Source organism: Streptomyces sp. NPDC086766 (genome assembly GCF_044746005.1).
Lineage (GTDB): Bacteria > Actinomycetota > Actinomycetes > Streptomycetales > Streptomycetaceae > Streptomyces.
In genome coordinates this window covers 492,948-516,717 of sequence record NZ_JBIVBI010000002.1, presented here as the reverse complement: position 1 = coordinate 516,717, position 23,770 = coordinate 492,948, and the positions used below count along the sequence as shown (strand labels likewise).

General features: G+C 72.2%; 26 protein-coding genes. 15 read left to right on the top strand and 11 right to left on the bottom strand.

The window, feature by feature from the left end:
• Position 1 precedes the first annotated feature (1 nt).
• Positions 2 to 1,105: a helix-turn-helix transcriptional regulator gene (locus ACIPM1_RS05480; protein WP_402429221.1), complete on the top strand. Its 1,104-nt coding sequence runs from the start codon at positions 2 to 4 to the stop codon at positions 1,103 to 1,105.
• A gap of 58 nt (positions 1,106 to 1,163) precedes the next feature.
• On the opposite strand, the gene ACIPM1_RS05475 is transcribed toward ACIPM1_RS05480, so the two are convergent.
• From ACIPM1_RS05475 to ACIPM1_RS05460, 4 genes are all read right to left on the bottom strand, one after another.
• Complete coding sequence (locus ACIPM1_RS05475; RefSeq protein WP_402429218.1) at positions 1,164 to 1,733, bottom strand: Clp protease N-terminal domain-containing protein; 570 nt, start codon at positions 1,731 to 1,733, stop codon at positions 1,164 to 1,166.
• The gene (locus ACIPM1_RS05470; RefSeq protein WP_356186085.1) at positions 1,733 to 1,942 is read right to left on the bottom strand and encodes a helix-turn-helix domain-containing protein; all 210 of its coding nucleotides are present in this window, start codon (positions 1,940 to 1,942) and stop codon (positions 1,733 to 1,735) included. Before ACIPM1_RS05470 ends, ACIPM1_RS05475 begins: the two co-directional genes overlap by 1 nt.
• Positions 1,943 to 2,075: 133 nt before the next feature.
• Entirely contained in the window at positions 2,076 to 3,041 is a 966-nt protein-coding gene (locus ACIPM1_RS05465; protein WP_402429214.1) for a zinc-binding dehydrogenase, read from the bottom strand.
• A gap of 153 nt (positions 3,042 to 3,194) precedes the next feature.
• Positions 3,195 to 4,418: an NADP-dependent malic enzyme gene (locus ACIPM1_RS05460; protein WP_402429212.1), complete on the bottom strand. Its 1,224-nt coding sequence runs from the start codon at positions 4,416 to 4,418 to the stop codon at positions 3,195 to 3,197.
• Positions 4,419 to 4,970: 552 nt separating this feature from the next.
• Here ACIPM1_RS05460 and ACIPM1_RS05455 point away from each other — a divergent pair.
• The 4 genes from ACIPM1_RS05455 (at position 4,971) to ACIPM1_RS05440 (ending at position 8,511) form a co-directional block, all read left to right on the top strand.
• A complete protein-coding gene (locus ACIPM1_RS05455) occupies positions 4,971 to 5,930 on the top strand; it encodes an ABC transporter substrate-binding protein (protein WP_402429208.1) in 960 nt (319 codons plus the stop codon).
• Positions 5,931 to 5,962: 32 nt separating this feature from the next.
• Positions 5,963 to 6,898, top strand: a complete 936-nt coding sequence (locus ACIPM1_RS05450) for an amino acid ABC transporter permease (protein WP_402429206.1) — start codon at positions 5,963 to 5,965, stop codon at positions 6,896 to 6,898.
• 47 nt (positions 6,899 to 6,945) lie between these two features.
• Positions 6,946 to 7,698: an amino acid ABC transporter ATP-binding protein gene (locus tag ACIPM1_RS05445; protein WP_392191215.1), complete on the top strand. Its 753-nt coding sequence runs from the start codon at positions 6,946 to 6,948 to the stop codon at positions 7,696 to 7,698.
• 162 nt (positions 7,699 to 7,860) lie between these two features.
• Positions 7,861 to 8,511 (top strand): CGNR zinc finger domain-containing protein, encoded by a 651-nt coding sequence (locus tag ACIPM1_RS05440; protein WP_356186068.1) that lies wholly within the window; start codon positions 7,861 to 7,863, stop codon positions 8,509 to 8,511.
• Here ACIPM1_RS05440 and sodX read toward each other — a convergent pair.
• Positions 8,394 to 8,828: a nickel-type superoxide dismutase maturation protease gene (sodX, locus tag ACIPM1_RS05435; protein WP_402429202.1), complete on the bottom strand. Its 435-nt coding sequence runs from the start codon at positions 8,826 to 8,828 to the stop codon at positions 8,394 to 8,396. The genes ACIPM1_RS05440 and sodX overlap by 118 nt on opposite strands.
• Before the next feature lie 145 nt (positions 8,829 to 8,973).
• On the opposite strand from sodX, the gene sodN reads away from it, so the two are divergent.
• The 4 genes from sodN to ACIPM1_RS05415 all read left to right on the top strand — a co-directional run bounded on the left by sodN (position 8,974) and on the right by ACIPM1_RS05415 (position 11,812).
• Entirely contained in the window at positions 8,974 to 9,369 is a 396-nt protein-coding gene (gene sodN, locus ACIPM1_RS05430) for a superoxide dismutase, Ni (protein WP_356186063.1), read from the top strand.
• A 178-nt stretch (positions 9,370 to 9,547) separates the two neighbouring features.
• Positions 9,548 to 9,958 carry a helix-turn-helix transcriptional regulator gene (locus tag ACIPM1_RS05425; protein ID WP_356186061.1) on the top strand — a complete coding sequence of 137 codons (411 nt, stop codon included), beginning with the start codon at positions 9,548 to 9,550 and terminating at the stop codon, positions 9,956 to 9,958.
• A 9-nt stretch (positions 9,959 to 9,967) separates the two neighbouring features.
• The gene (locus tag ACIPM1_RS05420) at positions 9,968 to 10,387 is read left to right on the top strand and encodes a VOC family protein (RefSeq protein WP_356186059.1); all 420 of its coding nucleotides are present in this window, start codon (positions 9,968 to 9,970) and stop codon (positions 10,385 to 10,387) included.
• A gap of 87 nt (positions 10,388 to 10,474) precedes the next feature.
• Positions 10,475 to 11,812 carry a serine hydrolase domain-containing protein gene (locus tag ACIPM1_RS05415; RefSeq protein ID WP_402429197.1) on the top strand — a complete coding sequence of 446 codons (1,338 nt, stop codon included), beginning with the start codon at positions 10,475 to 10,477 and terminating at the stop codon, positions 11,810 to 11,812.
• Positions 11,813 to 12,066: 254 nt separating this feature from the next.
• On the opposite strand, the gene ACIPM1_RS05410 is transcribed toward ACIPM1_RS05415, so the two are convergent.
• Complete coding sequence (locus ACIPM1_RS05410; RefSeq protein WP_402429194.1) at positions 12,067 to 12,651, bottom strand: dihydrofolate reductase family protein; 585 nt, start codon at positions 12,649 to 12,651, stop codon at positions 12,067 to 12,069.
• Positions 12,652 to 12,759: 108 nt separating this feature from the next.
• Between ACIPM1_RS05410 and ACIPM1_RS05405 the strand changes: the two genes are divergently transcribed.
• Positions 12,760 to 13,350 carry a TetR/AcrR family transcriptional regulator gene (locus ACIPM1_RS05405; protein ID WP_402429191.1) on the top strand — a complete coding sequence of 197 codons (591 nt, stop codon included), beginning with the start codon at positions 12,760 to 12,762 and terminating at the stop codon, positions 13,348 to 13,350.
• 22 nt (positions 13,351 to 13,372) lie between these two features.
• Here ACIPM1_RS05405 and ACIPM1_RS05400 read toward each other — a convergent pair whose 3' ends face one another.
• The 3 genes from ACIPM1_RS05400 to ACIPM1_RS05390 all read right to left on the bottom strand — a co-directional run bounded on the left by ACIPM1_RS05400 (position 13,373) and on the right by ACIPM1_RS05390 (position 16,967).
• A complete protein-coding gene (locus ACIPM1_RS05400; RefSeq protein ID WP_402429188.1) occupies positions 13,373 to 13,987 on the bottom strand; it encodes a GNAT family N-acetyltransferase in 615 nt (204 codons plus the stop codon).
• Positions 13,988 to 14,236: 249 nt separating this feature from the next.
• A complete protein-coding gene (locus ACIPM1_RS05395) occupies positions 14,237 to 15,433 on the bottom strand; it encodes a family 2 encapsulin nanocompartment cargo protein polyprenyl transferase (protein WP_402429185.1) in 1,197 nt (398 codons plus the stop codon).
• A 127-nt stretch (positions 15,434 to 15,560) separates the two neighbouring features.
• On the bottom strand, positions 15,561 to 16,967 hold the full coding sequence (locus ACIPM1_RS05390) for a family 2B encapsulin nanocompartment shell protein (protein ID WP_356186042.1): 1,407 nt from the start codon (positions 16,965 to 16,967) through the stop codon (positions 15,561 to 15,563).
• A gap of 154 nt (positions 16,968 to 17,121) precedes the next feature.
• Between ACIPM1_RS05390 and ACIPM1_RS05385 the strand changes: the two genes are divergently transcribed.
• Positions 17,122 to 18,093 (top strand): 1-aminocyclopropane-1-carboxylate deaminase/D-cysteine desulfhydrase, encoded by a 972-nt coding sequence (locus ACIPM1_RS05385; RefSeq protein WP_402429182.1) that lies wholly within the window; start codon positions 17,122 to 17,124, stop codon positions 18,091 to 18,093.
• Positions 18,094 to 18,279: 186 nt separating this feature from the next.
• Here the strand turns inward: ACIPM1_RS05385 and ACIPM1_RS05380 are convergent, their stop codons facing one another.
• Positions 18,280 to 19,875, bottom strand: coding sequence for a Na+/H+ antiporter (locus ACIPM1_RS05380; protein WP_402429179.1), 1,596 nt, complete (start codon positions 19,873 to 19,875; stop codon positions 18,280 to 18,282).
• A gap of 62 nt (positions 19,876 to 19,937) precedes the next feature.
• Between ACIPM1_RS05380 and ACIPM1_RS05375 the strand changes: the two genes are divergently transcribed.
• The 3 genes from ACIPM1_RS05375 to ACIPM1_RS05365 all read left to right on the top strand — a co-directional run bounded on the left by ACIPM1_RS05375 (position 19,938) and on the right by ACIPM1_RS05365 (position 22,036).
• Positions 19,938 to 20,198, top strand: coding sequence for a UBP-type zinc finger domain-containing protein (locus ACIPM1_RS05375; protein WP_402429176.1), 261 nt, complete (start codon positions 19,938 to 19,940; stop codon positions 20,196 to 20,198).
• Positions 20,199 to 20,444: 246 nt separating this feature from the next.
• Positions 20,445 to 20,858: an anti-sigma regulatory factor gene (locus ACIPM1_RS05370; RefSeq protein ID WP_356186033.1), complete on the top strand. Its 414-nt coding sequence runs from the start codon at positions 20,445 to 20,447 to the stop codon at positions 20,856 to 20,858.
• A gap of 17 nt (positions 20,859 to 20,875) precedes the next feature.
• The gene (locus tag ACIPM1_RS05365) at positions 20,876 to 22,036 is read left to right on the top strand and encodes an RNA polymerase sigma factor SigF (RefSeq protein ID WP_402429173.1); all 1,161 of its coding nucleotides are present in this window, start codon (positions 20,876 to 20,878) and stop codon (positions 22,034 to 22,036) included.
• A gap of 89 nt (positions 22,037 to 22,125) precedes the next feature.
• On the opposite strand, the gene ACIPM1_RS05360 is transcribed toward ACIPM1_RS05365, so the two are convergent.
• Positions 22,126 to 22,593: a hypothetical protein gene (locus ACIPM1_RS05360; protein ID WP_402429170.1), complete on the bottom strand. Its 468-nt coding sequence runs from the start codon at positions 22,591 to 22,593 to the stop codon at positions 22,126 to 22,128.
• 136 nt (positions 22,594 to 22,729) lie between these two features.
• On the opposite strand from ACIPM1_RS05360, the gene ACIPM1_RS05355 reads away from it, so the two are divergent.
• Complete coding sequence (locus tag ACIPM1_RS05355; RefSeq protein WP_356186023.1) at positions 22,730 to 23,698, top strand: diacylglycerol kinase family protein; 969 nt, start codon at positions 22,730 to 22,732, stop codon at positions 23,696 to 23,698.
• Positions 23,699 to 23,770 lie beyond the last annotated feature (72 nt).

Sequence of the window (23,770 nt, the reverse complement as noted above, 5' to 3'; positions counted from 1 at the left end):
GATGCCCCCCGTCTTCGCCCACGGCCGCCTGCGTCTGTACCTGCTCAAGCTGCTCGACGAGGCCCCGCGCCACGGCTACGAGGTGATCCGCCTGCTGGAGGAGCGCTTCCAGGGGCTGTACGCGCCCTCGGCGGGCACCGTGTACCCGCGCCTGGCCAAGCTGGAGGCCGAGGGCCTGGTCACCCACACCACCGAGGGCGGCCGCAAGGTGTACGCGATCACGGACGCGGGCCGCGCCGAACTGGCCGACCGCAGCGGTGAGCTGGCGGATCTGGAGCTGGAGATCCGCGAGTCGGTCGCCGAGCTCGCCGCCGAGATCCGGGCCGATGTGCGTGGCGCGGCGGGCGACCTGCGGCGCGAGATGCGTGCGGCCGCCTCCGAGGCCCGGCAGGGACCCGGCACCGGCGTGGGCGGCCACGGCGACCTGGGGGACCCGGGCGACAAGGAGGCGTGGCGCGTCGCCAAGGAGGAGATGCGGCGGGCCCGGCAGGAGTGGAAGGAACAGGCCCGGCGCGCCAAGGACGAGAGCCGGCGCGCCCGGGAGGAGGCCCAGCGCGCCCGGCGCCAGGCGAAGGAGGCTCAGGAGCATGCCCGCGCCCAGGCGCAGGAGGAGCTGCAGCGCGTCGCCCGGCGGGTCCAGGAGCAGGTGCAGGACCACTTCGCGAGGGGCGACTGGCCGACGGGCGTGCGCGAGGGCCTGACCGAACTCGCCAAGGAGTTCGGCAAGGACTTGGGCTTCGGCCGCCCGGCGAACGGCACCACGGCGACCGGCACGTCCGCGCCCGGCCCCTCGACGAGCGGCGCGTCCCCCACGGGCCCGTCGAGGTCGGACGACTCCGGCACCCCTGCCACGCCCGCGGCCGGCCCCGAGTACACGCAGGCCCCGGAGGACTTCCCCGCCGCGTACGAACCGGCCTGGGCACACGAGGACTTCACCGGTGACCCGGCCCGCGACCTCGACCGGCTCCTCGACCGCTTCCGCGACGACATCCGTGACGCGGCCCGTGACCACGGCGTCACACCCGACCAGCTGCGTGACGCCCGCCGCCATCTGTCCACGGCCGCGGCCCACATCGGAGCGGCCCTGCGGGGCCCGAAGGTCTGACGGGCCCCGGAGGGACGGGCATCCTCCGTGTCGCCGTGGGAGGTGCGGGGGCAGGCCGTCAGCCGGCCTGCGCCTCTCCCCCGGCGTACAGCACACGGGTCAGGGACTCGTAGGTCACGCCGTGGTCGGCGAGGACCTCCGACGACACGCCCGGGCGGGCCGTCAGGGCGATCAGAAGGTGCTCGTCGCCGATGTACCGGTCGCGGTGCCCCAGCGCGACCCGCAGCGACTGGGAGAGCAGTTCCCTGGCCCCGCGGCTGAACGGCCGCCGTCCGGCCCTGCGGCCGGGACCGGCCTTCGCCCCGGGCGCCAACGCCCCTTCCCCGTGGGCCTCCTCGATCCGGGAGACGACGGCCGACAGGTCGATGCCCAGCCCGGACAGGGCGTCCGCGTCGGCCCGGGAGAGTCCACCCCTGCGCCGGGCCTCGGCCACCTCCCGTGCCACCGCCCGCCGCCGCGCCGGGGTCAGGCCCAGCGCGGCCAGGGCGAACGACCCGCGACCGCCCTCCCGGTCGAGGAGGGCGAGCAGGACGTGGGACTCCTCGACCCGGCCGGCCCCCGCCCGCTCGGCGTGCAGCACCGCGCCCTCGACCACGGCGCGGGCGTCCTTGCTGAACCGTTCGAACATCACTGCCTCCCGTACTTCTTGTGCACGGCCTGCCTGCTGACGCCCAGCTCGGCGGCGATCTCCTGCCACGACCAGCCCTGATTGCGCGCGCTGCGCACCTGTACCGCTTCCAGTTGCTCCAGCAGCCGGCGCAGTGCGGCGACGGCCCGCAGCCCGACCCGCGGGTCGCGGTCGCCCGCGCGCGCGGCGAGTTCCGTTGCCTCGGTCATGATGTCAACTTACGTTGACAGCAGGCCTTTGTCAACCGTGATTGACATGCGGGAGGGGTGCGGACGAACGAAACGGCGGGCCCGGAGGTCCGGACCCGCCGTCGCCGGCCGGGGAGCGCGCGCGGCGCCCGCGTCAGGAGTTGGTGAGGACGATCTTGCCGAACTGGTCGCCCGACTCCAGTCGCTGGAAGCCCTCGCGGGCGCGGTCGAGCGGGAGCGCCTCGTCGATGACGGGACGTACGCCGGTGGCGGCGCAGAACGAGAGCAGGTCCTCCAGCTCGTCCTTGGTGCCCATCGTGGAGCCGACGACCTTGAGCTCCAGGAAGAAGATGCGGGTCAGCTCGGCATGGGACGGCCGGTCACCGCTGGTGGCCCCCGAGATGACGACGGTCCCGCCGGGCCGCAGCGACTTCACCGAGTGGGACCAGGTGGCCGCGCCCACGGTCTCGATGACGGCGTCCACGCGCTGCGGCAGCCGCGCCCCGGGCTCCAGCGCCTCGACGGCGCCGAGCTCCACCGCCCGCTTGCGCTTGGCCTCGTCCCGGCTGGTGGCGAAGACCCGCAGACCGGCCGCCTTGCCGAGCACGATGGCGGCCGTCGCGACACCGCCGCCGGCCCCCTGGACCAGCACCGAGTCGCCCGGCCGCACGCCCGCGTTGGTGAAGAGCATGCGGTACGCCGTGAGCCAGGCCGTGGGCAGGCAGGCGGCCTCCTCGAAGGAGAGCTCCTTGGGCTTGGGCAGGATGTTCCAGGTCGGGACGGCGACCTGCTCGGCGAAGGTGCCCTGGTAGCGCTCGGTGAGGATGGAGCGGGGCTCCTTCGGGCCGACGCCGTGGCCGGTCTGGCCGATCACGGAGTGCAGGACGACCTCGTTGCCGTCCTCGTCGACACCGGCGGCGTCGCAGCCGAGGATCATGGGCAGCTTGTCCTCGGACAGCCCCACGCCCCTCAGCGACCAGAGGTCGTGGTGGTTCAGCGAGGCTGCCCTCACGGTGACCGTGCTCCAGCCTGGACGGGCCTCGGGGGCCGGGCGCTCCCCCAGTTCCAGACCGCTCAGCGGCTGGTCGCGGTCGATTCGGGCGGCGTAGACAGCGAACATGACCTTGACGATAGGTGCGCGTCCCGACCGACGGAACCACAGACCTCTGTGACACACGTCTTCTTGCCAACGCGGCGACTCGTCCGGGGGACGCACGGGCGCCGGAAAACGGAAATGGCCCCGCCCGAGAGAGGCGGGGCCATCAGGCTCACGTCAGCGACGCGCGACGCCCTCCGCGCGGGCGGCCGCGGCCACCGCCGCCGTCACCGCCGGAGCGACCCGCTCGTCGAACGGCGAGGGGATCACGTAGTCCGCCGCGAGGTCGTCCCCGACCACACCGGCCAGCGCCTCGGCCGCCGCGATCTTCATGCCTTCGGTGATCCGGGACGCCCGCACCTGCAGCGCGCCCGCGAAGATGCCGGGGAACGCCAGGACGTTGTTGATCTGGTTCGGGAAGTCCGACCGCCCGGTGGCCACGACGGACGCGTACTTGTGCGCGACGTCGGGGTGCACCTCGGGGTTGGGGTTGGCCATCGCGAACACGAAGGCGCCCTCGGCCATCGACGCCACCGCCGACTCCGGCACCGTACCGCCGGAGACGCCGATGAAGACGTCGGCGCCGGCCAGCGCCTCCTCCAGCGGACCCGACAGGCCCGCCTTGTTGGTGAACGACGCCAGCTCCCGCTTGACCGGGGTCAGGTCGTCCCGGTCGGCCGACACCACGCCCTTGCGGTCGGCGACGGCGACGTCGCCGATCCCGGCCTCCACCAGCATCTTGGCGATGGCGACACCCGCCGCCCCGGCGCCGGAGATGACCGCGCGCAGGTCGCCGAGGGCCCGGCCGCTCAGCCGCGCCGCGTTCCGCAGCGCCGCCAGCGTCACGACGGCCGTGCCGTGCTGGTCGTCGTGGAAGACCGGGATGTCGAGCCGCTCCTGGAGCTTGCGCTCGACCTCGAAGCACCGCGGCGCCGAGATGTCCTCCAGGTTCACGCCGCCGAAGGAGGGCGCCAGCCGGACCACGGTGTCGACGATCTCGTCGACGTCCGTGCAGGCCAGCGCGATCGGCACCGCGTCGACGCCTCCGAACTGCTTGAAAAGAATCGCCTTCCCCTCCATCACCGGAAGGGAGGCCTCGGGGCCGATGTCCCCGAGTCCGAGCACGGCCGTGCCGTCGGTCACGACGGCGACCACGGACGACTTCCACGTGTAGTCGTGGACGAGTTCCGGCTGCTCGGCGATGGCGGTGCACACCCGCGCGACGCCGGGCGTGTACGCCAGGGACAGGTCGTCCTTGTCACGGACCGGCACGGTGGCCTGCACTGCCATCTTGCCGCCGCGGTGCAACGCGAAAGCCGGGTCGAAGGAATCGAGGGGCTCGGCCCCGCCGTCCTGCTCCGCACTGCCGTCGCTGCGAGGATTGACGATCTCCGCTGCCACTTGGTTTTACCCCTTAAGTATTCATGGTTTGAGGGTGGCCACTCCTGGTTGAGGGGTGGGCGGGACCGCGTGGGCCCGGTTCGGTGATCGTGTCGGGCACCTACGCGACGGGCGCGCCGCACACGCGCCCTTGAGCCCCGGATGAGGGGTGTAAAGAACCTTCTTACCGGACGCACGGTGTCGACGACGAGTCCATAACGCGAAGGTCACATGACGGCGACGCGACACTTGGCCCAATATGGGGACAAGCCCTCGTCGATCGCTTGACAAGCGCTCAAGCGCTCTCAAACACCGCGGCCCTGCTGACCGCATCCTGAGATGCACCGAAGATCTTCCGGCCGGAAGGAGACATTCCCGCAGATGGTCCGGCCTTGTCGGACCGGCTTCGCGGGGTTCGGGGGTCGCCCGTTATCCGATTTTGACATAGCGGGCCCCCTGAATAATGCAATTCAAATGGCAAGATGCGGTCAATCACACGAGGTCGCAACACCCGAAGGTGTGTGTTCTCGTCGACCCATCGGCAACGCCACCCATCCGCCGGAGGAACCCACCATGACCGCACGCTCCACCCGTCGTCCGACCGCCGCGCACTCCCGGCTAGCTGCGGTCGGTGCGATCGCGGTCGCAGGCGCTCTCATTCTCACCGGTTGCGGTGACCAGACCAAGGACAAGAACAACGCGTCCGGCAGCTCGTCCGCCGGTTCCGCGCCGCTCGCCGACAAGCTCCCGGCGTCCATCCGCGACAAGGGCGTCATCCGCGTCGGCTCCGACATCGCCTACGCCCCGGTCGAGTTCAAGGACAACTCCGGCAAGGTCGTCGGTCTCGACCCGGACCTCGCGGCCGCGATGGGCAAGCAGCTCGGGGTGAGGTTCGACTTCCAGAACGGCACCTTCGACGCCCTGCTCACCGGCATCCGCTCCAACCGCTACGACGTCGCCATGTCGGCGATGACAGACAACAAGAGCCGCCAGGAGGGTGTCGACCCCACCACGGGCAAGAAGGTCGGCGAGGGCGTCGACTTCGTCGACTACCTGACCGCCGGTGTGTCGATCTACGCCCGCAAGGGCGACACCAAGGGCATCACCACCTGGTCCGACCTGTGCGGCAAGAAGATCGCCCTGGAGCGCGGGACCGTCTCGGAGGACCTCGCCAAGGCCGAGGCCAAGAAGTGCCCGGCCGGCAAGAAGCTCACCATCGAGGCCTTCGACGACGACCAGCAGGCCCAGACCCGGCTGCGCTCGGGCGGCGCGGACGCGGCCTCCTCGGACTTCCCCGTCGCCGCCTACGCGGTGAAGACCTCCGGCGGAGGCAAGGACTTCCAGCTCGTCGGCGACCAGGTCGAGGCCGCCCCGTACGGCATCGCCGTCGCCAAGAACAACACGCAGCTGCGCGACGCGCTGAAGGCCGCGATGGACGCGATCATCAAGAACGGCGAGTACGAGAAGATCCTGACGAAGTGGGGCGCCGAGGACGGCGCGGTGAAGAGCTCCGTCGTCAACGGCGGCAAGTGACCGCTCCGTGCGGGCACTGAGAGGCAATTCCCGTGACTGACATCGACAAGACGGCGGGGCCGAAGGGCACGCCCCCGGCCGGCGCGGAGGCCATCAAGGCCATTCCGGTCCGGCACTACGGGCGGTACGTCTCCGCCGTCATCGCGATCGCGGTCTTCGCCGCGATCATCTACGCGTTCGGCCAGGGCAAGATCAACTGGCACGCGGTTCCGGACTACTTCTTCGACGACCGGATCCTGACCGGCGTCAGCAAGACCCTCCTGCTGACGGTCCTGTCCATGGTCATCGGCATCGTCGGCGGCATCCTGCTGGCCGTGATGCGCCTGTCGAAGAACCCGGTGACCTCGTCCATCGCCTGGTTCTACATCTGGTTCTTCCGCGGCACCCCGGTCCTGGTCCAGCTGTTCCTCTGGTTCAACCTCGGCCTGGTCTTCGAGTACATCGACCTCGGGCCGATCTACAAGAACTACTGGTCCGACTTCATGACGCCGCTGCTGACGGCGCTGCTCGGCCTCGGCCTCAACGAGGCCGCGTACATGGCGGAGATCTGCCGCGCCGGCCTGCTGGCCGTCGACGAGGGCCAGACCGAGGCCGCCCACGCGCTGGGCATGAGCCACGGCAAGACGCTGCGCCGGATCGTCATTCCGCAGGCCATGCGGGTGATCGTCCCGCCGACCGGCAACGAAGTCATCAACATGCTGAAGACGACCTCGCTCGTGGCGGCCGTCCAGTATCCGGAGCTGTTCCGCTACGCCCAGGACATCGGCCAGGTCTCCGGCGCCCCGGTGGAGATGTACTTCCTCGCCGCCGCCTGGTACCTGATCATGACGTCGATCCTGAGCGTGGGCCAGTACTACATCGAGCGGTACTACGCCCGCGGCTCCAGCCGCAGCCTGCCGCCGACGCCGTTGCAGAAGGTCAAGGCCAGCGTGTTCTCCCTCGGCCGGCCGAAGGGAGGCATGGCATGACCGACAGGCTCGGCAAGACCGACACCCCCAGGGACGCGTCGGCGGCGATGGTCAAGGCCGAAGGCGTCCACAAGTCCTTCGGGCAGGTCGAGGTCCTCAAGGGCATCGACCTGGAGGTGCGGCCCGGCGAGGTGTTCTGCCTCATCGGTCCCTCCGGCTCCGGCAAGTCGACCTTCCTGCGGTGCATCAACCACCTGGAGAAGATCAACGCGGGCCGTCTGTACGTCGACGGCGAGCTGGTCGGCTACCGGCAGCAGGGCGACAAGCTCTACGAGCTGCGCGACCGCGAGGTCGCCATGAAGCGCCGGGACATCGGCATGGTCTTCCAGCGCTTCAACCTCTTCCCGCACATGACCGCGCTGGAGAACGTCATCGAGGCGCCGGTGCAGGTCAAGGGCGTGGGCAAGGGCGAGGCCCGGGACCGGGCCATGCAGCTGCTGGAGCGGGTCGGTCTCGCCGACCGCGCGGGACACTACCCCTCGCAGCTCTCCGGCGGCCAGCAGCAGCGTGTGGCGATCGCCCGGGCGCTGGCGATGGACCCGAAGCTGATGCTGTTCGACGAGCCGACCTCGGCCCTCGACCCGGAGCTGGTCGGCGACGTCCTCGACGTCATGCGCGACCTGGCCGAGTCCGGCATGACGATGGTCGTCGTCACGCACGAGATGGGCTTCGCCCGCGAGGTGGGCGACAGCCTGGTCTTCATGGACGAGGGCGTGGTGGTCGAGTCCGGCCACCCGCGTGAGGTGCTGACGAACCCTCAGCACGAGCGCACGCAGTCGTTCCTGTCGAAGGTCCTCTGACGGCACCGGCACACGAAGGGGCGGTACGGGTCCTCCGTACCGCCCCTTCCGCGTGTCGTCGTCGGCCCCTCCGCGCGGCCCGCCCCGTAATACCCTGGAACCACGACCGGCTGTTACCCGACCGTACCCAATGACCGTCGAGCGCCTGCATGAGGACACCAAGTGGAACTGGCCTATTACTCGGATTACGCCGTACGTCTCGTCAACAGCGAGGAGCCGGCCCGGGGCAAGGATTCCCTGACCTCGGTCGAGGCCGTCCGCGACCTGTTCAGCGGCAACGCTTCGGCGGCCCGGCGCGCCACCGACGCCGACGTCACGCGCTTCCGTTCGGTGCGGGGCCGGCTGCGCGCGGTCTTCGAGGCGGCCGACCAGGGCGACGAGACCCTCGCCGTGGACCTGCTCAACTCACTGCTGCTGGAGTTCCCGGTCAGCCCGCAGATCTCCGGGCACGACCACCGCGACGACGACGGCCGCCCCCTGTGGCACATGCACCTGGCCGACCACCCGTCCAACGCGACCGCCGGCTACGCGGCCATCGCCGCCATGGGCCTGGCCTTCCACCTCACCGAGTACGGCGTCGACCGGCTCGGCCTGTGCCAGGCCGCACCCTGCCGCAACGCCTACCTGGACACCTCGACCAACCGGTCGCGGCGCTACTGCTCCGACCGCTGCGCGACCCGCGCCAACGTGGCCGCCTACCGCGCCCGCAAGCGCCTGGAGGCGGACCGGTCGGTGAGCACGGGCCTCGCGGCCGACAGCGCCCAGCGCACCAGCGCCAGCGGCGAGCGCCGAGCCGCCCCGCGCGGCCGGTAGCGGAACCACACCCTGCCGAGGACCAGGTCCTCGGGCACGGTCCCGTAGTCGGTGCTGTCGCCGCCCGCGAACGCGTTGTCCCCGAGCACCCACCAGCCGCCCTCGCGCCGCTCCGCCGCGCGCTTGACGACGAGCAGGTCCTGCTGGAACGGATGACGCAGAACGATCACGTCCCCCGGCCGGACGCGGGCTCCGTAGTGCACCACGAGCTGGTCCCCGTGGTGCAGCGTCGGAACCATGGACGGCCCGGTCACCTCGGCCAGCCCGAACGGCAGCGCCGCTCCCCTGCGGCCGGTCTCCTGCGACAGCTCCGGCATCACCCGGCACCTCCCCGGTTCTTCCTCCACCAGTCTCAGTCTGACCCCGGACTTTTGTCGTAAGCCCAAGGGGGCACTCGCGAAAACGAGCCTTGCAGGGAGTAATGTCCCACCTGAGAAGACGATCACGAGGAAGGAACGCTCCATGCTTTCCCGCCTGTTTGCCCCCAAGGTCAAGGTCAGCGCGCACTGCGACCTGCCCTGCGGTGTGTACGACCCGGCCCAGGCCCGCATCGAGGCGGAGTCGGTGAAGGCCATCCAGGAGAAGATGGCCGCCAACGACGACCCGCACTTCCAGGCGCGCGCCACCGTCATCAAGGAGCAGCGTGCCGAGCTCGCGAAGCACCACGTCTCCGTGCTCTGGAGCGACTACTTCAAGGCCCCGCACTTCGAGAAGTACCCGGAGCTGCACCAGCTGGTGAACGACACCCTCAAGGCCCTCTCCGCGGCCAAGGGTTCCACCGACCCGGCCACGGGCCAGAAGGCACTGGACTACGTCGCCCAGATCGACAAGATCTTCTGGGAGACCAAGAAGGCCTGACCTTCGTCCCCGCCTTCCGACCTGCGGCGTCCTGCGCGCAGCGTCTCCCCTCCGCACCCGGTCCCCCGGCCGCCGAGCACGGCGTTCCGGTGGGCCGGGTGCGGTCTTGTCCGTCTCGTCTCCGCCCGGCCGTCGGTTACCGAGCGCCCCGGGCCCCTTCCCGTGCCATGCTGGCCGCATGACTCCCGAAGACCTGGTACGGCTGCGCCGGGCCCGTGACCGCATGGACCGGGAGTACGCCGAGCCGCTCGACGTGGCCGCGCTGGCGCGCACCGCGCTGATGTCGCCGGGCCACTTCCAGCGCAGCTTCCGGGAGGCGTACGGCGAGACGCCGTACGGCTATCTCATGACTCGGCGCATCGAGCGGGCGAAGGCACTGCTCAGGCGGGGCGACCTGAGTGTGACGGAGGTGTGCATGGCGGTCGGCTGCACCTCGCTGGGGTCGTTCAGCTCCCGGTTCACGGAGCTGGTCGGCGAGACGCCGAGCGCGTACCGGGCCCGGTCGCACGAGGAGAGCGCGGTGATCCCGGCGTGCGTCGCACGGACGTTCACCCGGCCCAGGCGGGCGGGGGCGCCGCGGCGGTCCTAGGTTGGGGGTATGGACCTCAAACTCCGCCAGTGCTTCATCGCCGTCGACGACCACGACAAGGCGCTCACCTTCTATCGGGACGTGCTGGGCCTGGAGGTCCGCAACGACGTCGGGTTCGAGGGGATGCGGTGGGTGACCGTCGGATCGCCGCTGCAACCGGACGTGGAGATCGTCCTGGAGCCGCCCGCCGCGAACCCGGACGCCTCCCCCGCCGACAAGGAGGCCATGGCCCGCCTGCTGGCCAAGGGCGTGCTGCGCGGGGTCATCTTCACCACCGCCGACTGCGACGCCCTCTTCGCGCGGGTCCAGGAGTCCGGCGCCGACGTCGTCCAGGAGCCGATGGACCAGCCCTACGGAGTGCGGGACTGCGCGTTCCGGGACCCCGCCGGGAACATGCTGCGGTTCATGGAACGGCCCGGAGACCGGTGACGCGCGCGCCGACCGGCCCGCCGCCCGGATCCCGGAGCGGGCCGGGCCGCCCGACCGGATCGGCGGGCAGGCGGTGGTGACGACGGCATGAGGCACGCACGAGCCGACCACGGCACGCCGACTCTCCCGCGCCGGGCGGGAGCCGGTGCCGCGGCCTCGTGCGCGGCCTTCCTCGTCGTGAGCTGCGGCCTGCCCCCGGGGCCCGGCGCCCCGGCCGGCTCGTCCTCCCCGACCGCGGCGACGGCCCGCGCCTCCGCCCCCACACCTTCGGCGCTGAAGCACATCGACCCGGCCGGGTTCCGGTCCGCCGTGGCGAGTGCGGCGAGGAAGCTCATGGTTCCCGGCGCGGTGGTCCTGCTCCGCACCCCTCAGGGGACCTTCCGGGCGGCCGTCGGCACGACGCAGCGGGGCACCGCCCGGCCGCCCACCACGGGCGACCACTTCCGGATCGCCTCCAACACCAAGACCCTGACCTCGGCGCTGATCCTTCTGCTCGCCCAGGACGGCAGGCTCCGGCTGAGCGACCCGGTGTCCGCCTACGTCCCCGGGGTCCCGAACGGCGAACACATCACCATCGCCGACCTGTTGAGGATGCGCAGCGGGCTCTACAACTACACCGACGCGCCCGGACTCGCGGCGAGTCTGGACGCCGACCCGGGCCGGGCCCGGACCCCGCGGGAGATGCTGGCACTGGCGTTCCGGCACCCGCCGGACTTCGCGCCCGGCACGTCCTACGAGTACAGCAACACCGACTACGCGCTCCTCGGCCTCGTCGCCGAGAAGGCGGGCGGCCGCCCGCTGGCCCGGCAGTTCCGGGACCGGCTGTTCGCGCCGCTCGGCCTGGCGGGGACCTCGCTGCCCGGCGCCGAGGACGTGTCCCTCCCCGCTCCCTTCGCACACGGCTACATGTACGGCGGGACGGCCTACGCGCTGGTCGACCGGCCCTACCCCGCCGGAACACGGGCGGCGGCCCGGTCCGGAAGGCTCCGGCCGCGGGACTACACCCACCAGAACCCCTCCTACGCCACCGCCGCCGGAGGCGCCGTCTCCACCGCGGACGACCTGGCCACCTGGATCCGGGCCCTGGTGAGGGGAAGGGTCCTCGACCCCGCGTTCCAGCGGCAGTGGCTGCACAGCCCGCGGGCCGAGGACCCGGCCGCGCCCGACGGGCGGAAGTACGGGTACGGCATCGCCCACCAGCGCTTCGGCCCGCACGCCGCGATGTACTACCACGGCGGCGAACTCCCCGGCTTCAACTCCTTCATCGGCCACGACCCGGACCACGACGTCACGCTCGTGATCTGGACGAACCTGACCCTGTCGCCCGACGGCCGGACCACCGCCAACGCCCTGCTGCCCACCGTCCTCAACGCGGTCTACGCCGGGCTCTCCCTGCCCACCTCGCCGGCCGGCGCGGAGTCCTGAGCCCGGTCGGGGTCGTGAGCCCGGTCGGGCTGTCGAGCCGGGGCGGACTCGTGCGGCTCCGCCGCGCCCGCTTCGGGAGCCGCCTCGGGCGCGGTGCCGGCGCGGGATCCGCAGGCCGGATTCCGGCACGGCCCGGGCCCCCATACCGGCACCCAGGCGCCCAGGGTCTTGTGCCGCCGGATGACCGTCTCCACGGGCTGTCCGCAGTCGGGACAGACGTGTCGTTCGCCGCCCATGTCCTCAGGGTAGGACGGTCAGCGCCGGCGCGCGTAGGTACGGACGATCGTCCCGTTGGCGAAGGTGCGCACCGACTCCAGGGTGAAGTCGGTGACCGCGAACCCGGAGCCGAACATCGGCATGCCCGAGCCGTACACCTGCGGGTACGTCTTGATGACCAGTTCGTCGATCTCGTCGAGCAGCTCGCCCGCGAGCTGCGAGCCGCCGCAGAGCCAGATGCCGAGGCCGGTCTCCTCCGTCTTCAGCTCGCGGATTCTGCCGACCAGGTCCTCGGCGATCACCTCCACGTTCGGGTCGGGTGCGGCCCCGAGGGTGCGGGAGGCGACGAACTCGCGCAGGTGGCCGTACGGGCTGGTGATCCCGGCGTCCAGGGCGAGCCGGTAGCTGCCGCGCCCCTGCACCACCGTGTCGAAGTGGCGGTTGGCGGTGTCCTCGACGCCGAGCTCGGCGCGGCCCTGCGCCGCGATGGTCTCGGGGTACGTCGACCTCAGATACCCGAGGAACTCCTCGTCCAGGAAGGCGAACATCGAGGAGGCGTCCCCGGACGGGTCGCCGATGAAGCCGTCGATGGAGCAGGCGACGAAGTAGGTGAGCTTTCGCAAGCGGGTCTCTTTCCGTAGGGTGGGCGAACCACTCCAGTTGTAGTGCTTCACTTGTAGTGGTTGCAAGGTATTTCCAGCACCGAAAACAAGTGACAGAAGGGATTCCGCATGGCCGGCAATCCGGAGCGGCGGGCGGCCCTGGTCGACGCAGGGATCGCGGTGCTCGCGCGGGAGGGCGCGCGGGGGCTGACGTTCCGCGCGGTGGACGCCGCGGGGGGCGTGCCGGTGGGCACCGCCTCGAACTACTTCACCGGCCGGGACGACCTGCTGCGCCAGATCGACGCCCGGCTGCACGTCCGTCTCGCACCCGACCCGGAGGTGCTGGCCCGGCTGATGGCCCGGCCCCGGGACCGCACCCTGGTCACCGCCTTCATGCACGACCTGCTGGCACGCGCGACCCGGGACCGCGCGGGCTACCTGGCCCTGCTGGAGATGCGCCTGGAGGCCACCCGGCGGCCCGCGCTGCGCGACTCCTTCACCAGGTCGGTGCGCGGGGACCTGGAGGAAGCCGTGGAGTTCCACCGCTCGGCCGGGCTGCCCGGCGGCGACGAGACCGTCACGGTGCTCTACCTCGCCGTGCTCGGGCTCATCCTGGAGCACCTGACACTGCCCGGGGTACTGGACGGCGTCCTGCCGGGAGTGGGTGTGCCGGAGGGCATGGTGGAGCGGATCGTGGCGGCGATCGTGCCCGAGGAGTGAGGCGCGAGGAGCCGGGACGGGGTCAGCCGCGCGGCTCCCGCCACATCGGCCACATGCTCGGGCCGTCCGGCAGGTCGAGGGTGCGGCCGGTCGGGGCGAACCCGAGGCGCTCGTAGAGCCTGGTGCTGCGGGCGCTGCTGGCCTCCAGGTAGGCGGGCACTCCCTCGCGGTCGCAGCGGCCCAGGACGTGCTGGACGAGCGCGGTGCCCAGCCCCTCGCCCTGCCGGGCCGGGGCGACGCCGATCATCCACAGGTACTCGTGAGCGCGGTCCGCGGGGTGCGCCTCGGCCATCAGCCGGGCGATCCACTCCACGCGTTCGTTGGCCGGGTCGACGCTCTCGCGCAGCCGTACGGCGTCGTCCGCCTCGGAGCCGCCGTCCCCGGAGTGGCCGCCGTCGCCTCCGGCGGGAACCGGCAGCCACAGCGCGCAGGCCGTGCCCTCGGCGGTGATGTCGATCCGGCCCTCGGCGAGCACGATGTCGGTGAAGGCGGTCATCAGCCGGTGATGGGTCGCGCGGCGGTACTCGTCGCCGGGGAAGACCCAACTGCTGACCGGGTCGTCCTGGAAGGCCTCGTCCAGCAACCGCACGACCAGCTCGCGGTCGCTCTCCCCCGCCGTCCGGATCTCCACGCCCATCTGCCAGCCCCTTCGCCTCAACCGGCTTGCCCCGTACGGGCGTTGAGGGTACTCGGCGCGGTGGGGGCATGGTCCGGCGGCCCGGTGGAAAGGGCGGGCCCCGCACACCGTGGGGAAGTGCGGGACCCGCCGGACCGGTGCCCGCGGCGGCCGTACGGGGTCAGGAGCCGTACGGACCCGGGGTCACCGGGGTCTTCTTTCGGCGCCACGCCGGCCGGACGGGCCCGCGCGGCGGTGCCGGACGCGGACTCAGCTGGTGCGCCGGGTCACGAACTCGGCCAGGGCGAGCAGGCCGCCCGCCCGGGCGGGGTCCGGGACGGCCCGGGCCAGTTCGTCCAGGGCCCGGCCCATCAGGTCGGCCGCCTGGGCCTGCGCCCAGTCACGTCCGCCGGCCCGCTCCACGGCCAGCGCGGTCCGCTCCCTCTCTCCTTCCCGGTACGGGCGCGCGTACAACTCGGCGAGTTCGGCGGCGGCCGGGGTGCCGGAGGTGAGCGCGGCGACCACCGGCAGGGACTTCTTGCGCGCGGCCAGGTCGGCGCCGGCCGGCTTGCCGGTGCGGCCCGGGTCGCCCCATATGCCGATCACGTCGTCGATGAGCTGGAAGGCGAGCCCGGCCTGCCGGCCGAACGCGTCCAGCGCCTCGACGTCCTCCTCCGCCGCTCCCGCGTACAGCGCGCCGACGGCGCACGCGCACCCCAGCAGCGCGCCGGTCTTGGCCTCGGCCATCGCGAGCACCTCGGTGAGCGTGACCTCGCGCGGGTCGCGCCGCTCCAGGGCCGTGTCCGCCTGCTGGCCGGCGCACAGCTCCACGACGCAGGCCGCGAGCCGGGCGGCGGCCGCCGGGGACGCCGGATGCGGGTCCTCGGCGAGCAGCCGCAGGGCCAGTGCCTGCAGGGCGTCCCCGGCGAGGATCGCGTCGTTGTCGCCGAACACCGTCCACGCGGTGGCCCGGTGCCGGCGGGTGGCGTCCCGGTCCATCACGTCGTCGTGCAGCAACGTGAAGTTGTGGACCAGTTCCACGGCCGCGGCGGCCCGCGCCGCGTCCGCCCGCGCCCCGGGACCGCCCAGCGCGGCGGCCGCGGTGAGGACGAGCGCCGGGCGGACGGCCTTGCCCCCGTGCCCCGCCGCCGGGGTGCCGTCCGCCTCCTCCCAGCCGAAGTGGTAGCGCGCGATCCGGCGCATCACGCCGGGCAGCGAGGCGACTGCGGACCGCAGTTCGGGATCGACCACCGTCCGGGCACGCTCCAGGATCAGCGTCGCGTCCTGTGCGTCGGCGGCGTCCGCCCGGCCTTCCGTCCGGCTGCCGACGGGGCGGTGGGGCAGTGTCGCGGCAGGCCGGTCCCCTCCTCGGCCGGCCTCCTGCGCGGCCTGCCGCGCCGCGCCGGCGGGACGCGGCACCCCGGTGGGGCCTTGCGTTCCGGCGGGACGCTGTGTCGTCTCCGTCATGAACTCGACCATCCGATCCCCCTCGGAGAATCCGCGGACGGTGGCGCTGATGCTGCCGGTTCCGGGCACGTACCCCCAGGGTGTACCCGGCCGCGCGGTCCGGGACACCGTGGACGGGCGTGAGGTGTCAGCGCCAACGGCCGACCTCGACGTTCTCCAGGACGCCGAGCGCGTCCGGCACCAGGACCGCCGCCGAGAAGTACGCGGTCACCAGGTACTTGATGATCGCCTGCTCGTTGATGCCCATGAACCGCACGGACAGGCTCGGCTCGATCTCGTCCGGGAGGCCGGACGCCCGCAGCCCGATGACGCCCTGCTCCTGCTCGCCGGTGCGCAGGGCGATGATCGAGCTCGTCCGGGCCTCGGTGACCGGGATCTTGCCGCACGGGAAGATCGGCACACCGCGCCAGGTGGGGATGCGGCTGCCGCCCATGTCGATGGTCTCGGGGACCAGTCCCCGCTTGTTGAGCTCGCGGCCGAACGCGGCGATCGCGCGCGGATGGGCGAGGAACAGCTTGGTGCTGCGCCGCCTGCTGAGCAGCTCGTCCATGTCGTCGGGACCCGGCACGCCGTCGTGGGGCTGGATGCGCTGGTCGTACTCGCAGTTGTGGAGCAGGCCGAACTCGCGGTTGTTGATCAGCTCGTGCTCCTGGCGCTCCTTCAGCGCCTCCACCGTGAGCCGGATCTGCTGCTCGGTCTGGTTCATCGGCTGGTTGTAGAGGTCGGCCACGCGGCTGTGGATGCGCAGCACGGTCTGCGCGATGCTCAGCTCGTACTCGCGGGGCGTGCCCTCGTAGTCGACGAAGGTGTGCGGGATGTCCGGCTCACCGCTGTGCCCTGCGGCGAGTTCCACCTCCTTCTCGCCGAACCTGTTGGTGCGCTGGGCGGGGATCGAGCGCTGCCGCTGCAGGTGGGCGCGCAGGGAGTCGGCGCGCTCCAGGACCTGCTCGAAGTCGTGGCGGGGCAGGACGAGCACCGTGCAGGGGGTGTCCGCGCGGGCCGTGTACTCCCAGATGGCGTCCGGGTCGAGCAGCGCCTGGTCGCCGAAGTACGCTCCGTCCGCGAGGACGCCGAGCACCTGGTCGTCGCCGTAGGGGCCGGTGCCCACCTTCTCGACCCTGCCGTGCGCCAGCAGGTACACCTCGTCGGCCTGGTTGCCGAAGGAGGCGATGACCTGGCCCGCGCCGATCTCCCGCTGCCGGCAGCGGGAGGCCAGTTCGGAGAGGACCTCCTCGTCCTCGTACCCCCGCAGCACCGGCAGTTCGCCGAGCTCCGCGGGGATGACCTCGACGCGGTCGCCGGTCTTCACGAAGGTGATGCGCCCGTCGCCGACGGCGTAGGTCAGCCGCCGGTTCACCCGGTACGTGCCGCCCTGGACGTCGACCCAGGGCAACATCCGCAGCAGCCAGCGCGAGCTGATCTCCTGCATCTGGGGAACGGACTTGGTGGTGGTGGCCAGGTTCCGCGCGGCCGTGGTGCCGAGGCTCTGCTGCGGCCGACCCTGCTCCGTGCGGACCTCTTCGCCTACCGACATAGAGAATTGCCCTCCCTTTCGTGCCCGGCATCGATCAGCACCGGGCATCGTTGTGCGGGCACAAGCCTTCCATCACGGAGCGTGTTCGTGCCATTACACGAAAGAGCGGGAATGGATCACTGCGGGCGGGGGCACGGACGGCGACAATGGTCGGGTGACCAGCTCCTCCGCCCCCGGCCCCGCCGGCTTCGACCCCGCAGGCGCAGACCCCGCCGCTCCCGGCCCGGCGGCCCTCTCCCCGCGGCTTCCGTCGCCGGTGCAGGAGCTCGCCGACGACCGCTTCGCCCGGCACGGGCTGCGGCTGCTGCTGAAGCGCGACGACCTGATCCACCCGGAGCTGATCGGCAACAAGTGGCGCAAGCTCGCGCCGAACCTCCGGGCCGCGGCCGGCCGGACGGTCGTCACCTTCGGCGGGGCGTACTCCAACCACCTGCGCGCGACCGCCGCCGCGGGCCGTCTGCTGGGTCTGCCCACGGTCGGCGTGGTGCGCGGCCAGGAGCTGGCCGACCGCCCGCTCAACCCCTCGCTGGCCCGGTGCGCGGCCGACGGGATGCGCCTGCTCTTCGTCGACAGGTCGACCTATCGACGCAAGACCGAGCCGGAGACGCTCACGGCCCTGCTGCGGACCGCCGCGCTCGACGCCGACGAGGCGCACGTGGTCCCCGAAGGCGGCAGCAACGCCCTCGCCGTGCGGGGGTGCCGCGCGCTCGGCGAGGAACTCCGCGACGACCACGCCGACGTGGCCGCCGTGGCCTGCGGGACCGGCGGCACGCTCGCCGGACTGGCCGCCGGACTGGGGGCGGGCCGGCGCGCCCTCGGCATACCGGTCCTCAAGGGAGGCTTCCTGGAGGCCGAGACCGCGGCCCTGCAGGAACGTGCCTTCGGCGGCCGCAGGGGCGAGTGGTGGCTGGACGACCGCTTCCACTTCGGCGGCTACGCCCGCACCACACCCGAACTGGACGCCTTCGCCGCGGACTTCACCCGCCGCCACGGCCTCCCCGTCGAGCGTCTCTACGTCGCCAAGCTGCTGTACGCCCTCGTCCGCCTGGCCGACGAGGGCGCCTTCCCGCGCGGGACGGCGATCGCCGCGGTCGTCACGGGCCGCCCCTTCCCGGACGGGCCCTGATCCACCGCGGCGGTTCCGCGCGGCCCGCCACCGCGCCCCGGCACTCCCCCGACCATGCGGCGCGCGAGCACTCGTGCGCGAGCCGCCCGGGCGACCACCCCGCCAGCGACCACCCCGCGAGCCGGCGCCGAGCACGCACCCCCCGCTCGGCCGCCCCGCCCACGAGCACGCCCCCGCGAGCGCCCCTCACGCCGCCTCCCGGTAGGCCGCCGCCTCCTCCAGGTCCAGCCTGCGCAGCAGGGTCCGCAGCATCTCGTCGTCGATGTAGCGGCCGTCCCGCAGCCGCACGAAGACCGACCGCTCGGCGCTGATCATCTCCCGGGACAGCCGGCGGTAGGTGTCGTCGACCGACTCGCCGGTGACGGGGTTGACCTGGCCGAGCCGCTCCCAGACGGCGTTGCGGCGGCGCTCCAGGACGGAGCGGAGCCGGTCGGCGAGCGGCGGTGGCAGGGCGTTGCGCTCGTCGGAGAGGAGTTCCTCCAGGCGCTGCTCGGCGACCCGTGACGCCTGCGCCTGGGCGTTGGCCTCGGCCAGGGTCTGCGCCTGCACGTCCCGGCGGGGGAACTTCAGCAGCCGGATCAGCGGCGGCAGCGTCAGCCCCTGCACCACCAGCGTCCCGATGACCGTCGTGAAGGTCAGGAAGAGGATCAGGTTGCGCTGCGGGAACGGGGCGCCGCCGTGCACCGTGACCGGGATCGAGAAGGCGATGGCCAGCGACACCACGCCCCGCATCCCGGCCCAGGCGGTCACCATCGCCCCCCTCCACGTGGGGTTCTCCTCGCGCTCCCGGATCCGCCGGGACAGCAGCCGGGGCAGGAACGTCGCCGGGTACACCCACACGAACCGGGTCGCGACGACGACCAGGAAGGCGGCGACCGCGTACCAGGCGGCCTCCACGCCCTCGTACTCCCCGAGTCCCCTCAGGACGATCTGGAGCTGCAGTCCGATGAGGGCGAAGACGGCCGACTCCAGCAGGAACGCGACCATCTTCCACACCGCCTCCTCCTGGAGCCGGGTGGCGAAGTCGACCTCCCAGGCGCGATGGCCGAGGTAGAGGGCGACCGTGACGACCGCGAGGACGCCGGAGGCGTGCAGCTGCTCGGCGACGCCGTAGGCGACGAACGGGATCAGCAGGGAGAGCGTGTTCTGCAGCAGCGCCTCCTTCAGGTGGGTGCGCAGCCAGTGGATCGGCGCCATCAGCACCAGCCCGACGCCTACGCCGCCGACCGCCGCGATCAGGAACTCGCCCACCCCGCCGGCCCAGGTGGCGCCCTCGCCCACCGCGGCGGCGAGGGCCACCTTGTAGGCGGTGATGGCGGTGGCGTCGTTGAGCAGGGACTCGCCCTGCAGGATCGTGGTGATCCGGGAGGGCAGCCCGACCCGGCGCGCGACGGCCGTCGCCGCGACCGCGTCCGGAGGCGCCACCACCGCGCCCAGCACCAGGGCAGCCGTCAGCGGCAGTCCGGGCACGATCAGGTACGCGGCCCAGCCGACCACGAAGGTCGCGAACAGCACGTACCCGACCGACAGCAGCGCCACGGGCCGCAGTTGTGCGCGCAGGTCGAGATAGGAGCTGTCGATGGCCGACGTGTACAGCAGCGGCGGCAGCAGCAGCGGAAGGACCACCTCGGGATCGAGGGTGTAGTCCGGCACCCCGGGGACGTACGAGGCCACCAGCCCGGCGGCGACCAGCAGCAGCGGTGCCGGTACCGGTGTGCGGCGGGCGGCCCCGGCCACCGCGGCGCTGCCCGCCACCAGCAACAGCAGCGGCAATACGTCCATCGTCCTCGCCCGCCCTCGTCTTTCCGCGCGGTCACCCGCGTGCCCGTCGTAATCTGGCAATCATGAAACAGTGCACGCACGCCGGCACGCTGCCGCATCCGGAGCCGGAGGCCCAGAGCGAGACGTGTCCGGAGTGCCTGGCGAACGGCACGCACCCGGTGCAGTTGCGGCTGTGCCTGACCTGTGGCCACGTCGGTTGCTGCGACTCCTCGCCCGGACAGCACGCCACCCGGCACCACGGGGAAACCGGTCACCCCGTGATGCGGACCTTCGAGCCGGGCGAGGACTGGCGCTGGTGCTTCGTGGATCACGTACTGGTCTGACCGGGCCGCGGGACGGTTCGACCGTCTGACGTCTGGGTACGTCAACCCGGCGCGTGCTGTTCCCTTTTGGGCCCGCAGACCTCTAGCCACGGAGCGTATTCGTAGTTTTACTATGAGTGACAGCAACGGTTGGGGTCCCGGGACAGGAATGTCGAGAGCGCGGTAGCGTCACCGCTGAACCACGTATCGCGTTGGCCGGGGGCCGGCCCCCGGCCCGAGAAAGCTTGTACCACCTTGGAGGTGAGGGTGTCCCAGATCGCAGGCGAGCCCGCGGCCCAGGACTTCGTGGAAGTCCGGCTGCCGGCTGCGGGTGCCTACCTGTCGGTGCTGCGTACGGCCACGGCCGGTCTCGCCGCCCGTTTGGACTTCACCCTCGACGAGATCGAGGACCTGCGCATCGCGGTGGACGAGGCCTGCGCGATCCTGCTCCAGCAGGCCGTGCCCGGCTCGGTGCTCAGCTGCGTCTTCCGGCTCGTCGACGATTCGCTCGAGGTCACGGTGTCGGCCCCGACCACGGACGGTCACGCGCCGTCGCGCGACACCTTCGCCTGGACCGTGCTGTCCGCGCTGGCGGGCAAGGTCTCCTCGGCCGTGGACGACGACAAGACCGTGTCGATCAGCCTCTACAAACAGCGCGGCGCGGGACCCGGGCCGGCGTGAGGAACGGGGACGGGCCGGTGCGGGACGAAGAGCGCGGCACGCGCAAGCTGCCGAACGAGGGCGGGATTCCCCCTCGCGCCCGGGAGTCCTCCCGCTCGGGCGCGGGCGCCGAAGGGGGAGGAACCGGAGGCCCGGGACAGAGCGGTACTGCCGGGTCCCGGCGTCCGGCGAGCGGCATCGACGGCATCCCCGAGCAGGCCAGACCGCATCCGGAGGACGACCACCCGGTGCCCGGCCTGCCGGGCGAGGGGCCGCGGGATCAGGACGATGCCGCGCAGGGCGCGCCTCCAACGGCACGGGGCGGGGTCTCCCCGGGCCGATCGGAGGCGCGGGCTCGGGGAAGGGCAACGGGCGGGACGATGAGCGAGCACGAGCGAGACGACGAGCCGGGCGTGCCCAACGCGCACGGCGCGAGGCACGAGCCTCAGGACCGCAGCGGCGCACGCGCGCTGTTCGTCGAGCTGCGCGCGCTGAAGGAGGGCAGCCCCCAGTACGCGGAGCTGCGCAACCAGCTGGTCCGTATGCACCTGCCGCTCGTCGAGCACCTCGCCCGCCGCTTCCGCAACCGCGGGGAGCCGCTGGACGACCTCACCCAGGTCGCCACCATCGGCCTGATCAAGTCGGTCGACCGGTTCGACCCGGACCGCGGCGTCGAGTTCTCGACCTACGCGACCCCGACGGTCGTCGGCGAGATCAAGCGGCACTTCCGGGACAAGGGCTGGGCGGTGCGCGTTCCGCGCCGGCTGCAGGAGCTGCGCCTGGCGCTCACCACGGCGACGGCTGAGCTCTCCCAGCTGCACGGCCGCTCCCCCACGGTGCACGAGCTCGCCGAGAAGCTGGCGATCTCGGAGGAGGAGGTCCTGGAGGGCCTGGAGTCCGCCAACGCGTACTCGACGCTGTCCCTGGACGTCCCCGACACGGACGACGAGTCCCCGGCGGTCGCGGACACCCTCGGCGCGGAGGACGAGGCGCTGGAGGGCGTGGAGTACCGCGAGTCGCTGAAGCCGCTGCTGGAGGACCTGCCGCCGCGCGAGAAGCGCATCCTGCTGCTGCGCTTCTTCGGCAACATGACCCAGTCGCAGATCGCGCAGGAGGTCGGCATCTCGCAGATGCACGTCTCGCGGCTGCTGGCCCGGACGCTGGCCCAGCTGCGGGAGAAGCTGCTGGTCGAGGAGTAGCCCGCAGGGAGGTCGTTGCGCGCGGGTCGCCGCGCGCAGGTCGTCCGCACGAGGGTCCTGGTCGAGGCCCGGAAGGGCGGCCGGTGCGCCTACTGCCGCTCGGTCTCCCGGCCACGGCCCGGACCCTTGATCCCGAGGGCCCGGGTCGTCGCCGGGTGCACCAGCAGCACCAGGGCGGCCACGGCCACGGCGGCCAGCGCGATGCCCGCGGGTACGGCCACGCTGTCGGCCTGGAGCAGCTGGTAGGCGACGGGCAGCGCCAGGATCTGGGTGATGACCGCCGGCCCCCGGCTCCAGCCGCGGCGCAGCAGCAGCCCGCGGGCGGCGAGCAGCGGCAGCAGGGCGAGCACGAGCACCGTGATCCCGCCGGTGACGGCCTGCTGACGGTCGCCGCCGTCGCCCGTGGCCCCGAGGACGAGCATCCACACCCCGGCGGCGAGCAGCGCGCATCCCTCCAGCGCGACCAGCGCCGCCGCGTAAGTCAGCCGCCGCGGGCGGGGGCCGGCGGCGTCCGCGGTGCCGGGGGCTTCGGGGGCGGGGGTCTGCTCGCTGCTCACCCCTGAAGCGTAGCCCTCGGCGCACGACCCACCGGCGGCCGGGCCGACGGCCCGTGGCCGGTCTCACGCACCGTTCTCTTACCCGATCCCTACCTCGCCCTGGGCCGGGTACCAGGCAGTAGGTACGCTGCACCCCATGCGTGCACTTCTCGTGGCCAATCCGGCGGCAACCACCACAAGCGCACGTACGCGCGATGTGCTGATCCACGCGCTGGCCAGCGAGATGAAGCTGGAGGCGGTCACCACCGAGTACCGCGGCCACGCCCGCGACCTGGGCCGGCAGGCCGCGGACAGCGACGACATCGATCTGGTCGTGGCCCTCGGCGGCGACGGCACCGTCAACGAGGTCGTGAACGGTCTGCTCCACCGGGGCCCCGACCCGGAGCACCTGCCCCGCCTCGCCGTGGTCCCCGGCGGCTCCACCAACGTCTTCGCGCGCGCCCTGGGCCTGCCGAACGACGCCGTGGAGGCGACCGGCGCCCTGCTGGACGCGCTCGCCACCGGCGGCGAACGCACGATCGGCCTGGGCCTCGCCTCGGGGACGCCGGGCACGCCGGACGCGGAGGTCCCGGCGCGCTGGTTCACCTTCACCGCCGGGCTCGGTTTCGACGCGGGCGTCGTGGGACGGGTGGAACAGCAGCGGGAGCGCGGCAGGAAGTCGACGCACGCCCTGTACGTGCGGCAGGTGGTCCGCCAGTTCCTCGGCGAGCCGAACCGCCGGCACGGCCGCATCACGCTGGAGCGGCCCGGCCAGGACCCGGTCTCCGATCTGGTGGTGGCCATAGTCGCGAACACGTCGCCCTGGACGTATCTCGGCAATCGCCCCATGTACACGTCGCCTAAGGCCTCGTTCGACACGGGCCTCGACGTACTCGGGCTCAGCCGTCTGTCCACGGCCGCGGTTGCCCGGTATGGAACCCAGTTGCTCACTTCGTCCCCGGAGCGGGGACCGCATGGAAAGCATGCGGTCTCGCTGCACGATCTGAGCGCGTTCACCTTGCATTCGAAGGTGCCGCTGCCCCTGCAGATGGACGGTGACCACCTGGGGCTGCGCACGAGCGTGACGTTCACAGGCGTACGCCGTGCACTGCGTGTGATTGTGTGAGCGGAAGAGGCCAAAGTCCTTTCACTCGAACGTTTAGGCCAGGATCCACCCCATGGAAGTACGGCTGTGACC

What these genes read in the sequence shown, in the direction of transcription:
- ACIPM1_RS05480 (WP_402429221.1), top strand. Translation starts at nt 2, where the DNA reads ATGCCCCCCGTCTTCGCCCACGGCCGCCTGCGTCTGTACCTGCTCAAG.
- ACIPM1_RS05475 (WP_402429218.1), bottom strand. Translation starts at nt 1,733, where the DNA reads ATGTTCGAACGGTTCAGCAAGGACGCCCGCGCCGTGGTCGAGGGCGCG.
- ACIPM1_RS05470 (WP_356186085.1), bottom strand. Translation starts at nt 1,942, where the DNA reads ATGACCGAGGCAACGGAACTCGCCGCGCGCGCGGGCGACCGCGACCCG.
- ACIPM1_RS05465 (WP_402429214.1), bottom strand. Translation starts at nt 3,041, where the DNA reads ATGTTCGCTGTCTACGCCGCCCGAATCGACCGCGACCAGCCGCTGAGC.
- ACIPM1_RS05455 (WP_402429208.1), top strand. Translation starts at nt 4,971, where the DNA reads ATGACCGCACGCTCCACCCGTCGTCCGACCGCCGCGCACTCCCGGCTA.
- ACIPM1_RS05445 (WP_392191215.1), top strand. Translation starts at nt 6,946, where the DNA reads ATGGTCAAGGCCGAAGGCGTCCACAAGTCCTTCGGGCAGGTCGAGGTC.
- sodX (WP_402429202.1), bottom strand. Translation starts at nt 8,828, where the DNA reads ATGCCGGAGCTGTCGCAGGAGACCGGCCGCAGGGGAGCGGCGCTGCCG.
- sodN (WP_356186063.1), top strand. Translation starts at nt 8,974, where the DNA reads ATGCTTTCCCGCCTGTTTGCCCCCAAGGTCAAGGTCAGCGCGCACTGC.
- ACIPM1_RS05425 (WP_356186061.1), top strand. Translation starts at nt 9,548, where the DNA reads ATGACTCCCGAAGACCTGGTACGGCTGCGCCGGGCCCGTGACCGCATG.
- ACIPM1_RS05420 (WP_356186059.1), top strand. Translation starts at nt 9,968, where the DNA reads ATGGACCTCAAACTCCGCCAGTGCTTCATCGCCGTCGACGACCACGAC.
- ACIPM1_RS05415 (WP_402429197.1), top strand. Translation starts at nt 10,475, where the DNA reads ATGAGGCACGCACGAGCCGACCACGGCACGCCGACTCTCCCGCGCCGG.
- ACIPM1_RS05405 (WP_402429191.1), top strand. Translation starts at nt 12,760, where the DNA reads ATGGCCGGCAATCCGGAGCGGCGGGCGGCCCTGGTCGACGCAGGGATC.
- ACIPM1_RS05400 (WP_402429188.1), bottom strand. Translation starts at nt 13,987, where the DNA reads ATGGGCGTGGAGATCCGGACGGCGGGGGAGAGCGACCGCGAGCTGGTC.
- ACIPM1_RS05395 (WP_402429185.1), bottom strand. Translation starts at nt 15,433, where the DNA reads ATGACGGAGACGACACAGCGTCCCGCCGGAACGCAAGGCCCCACCGGG.
- ACIPM1_RS05390 (WP_356186042.1), bottom strand. Translation starts at nt 16,967, where the DNA reads ATGTCGGTAGGCGAAGAGGTCCGCACGGAGCAGGGTCGGCCGCAGCAG.
- ACIPM1_RS05380 (WP_402429179.1), bottom strand. Translation starts at nt 19,875, where the DNA reads ATGGACGTATTGCCGCTGCTGTTGCTGGTGGCGGGCAGCGCCGCGGTG.
- ACIPM1_RS05375 (WP_402429176.1), top strand. Translation starts at nt 19,938, where the DNA reads ATGAAACAGTGCACGCACGCCGGCACGCTGCCGCATCCGGAGCCGGAG.
- ACIPM1_RS05355 (WP_356186023.1), top strand. Translation starts at nt 22,730, where the DNA reads ATGCGTGCACTTCTCGTGGCCAATCCGGCGGCAACCACCACAAGCGCA.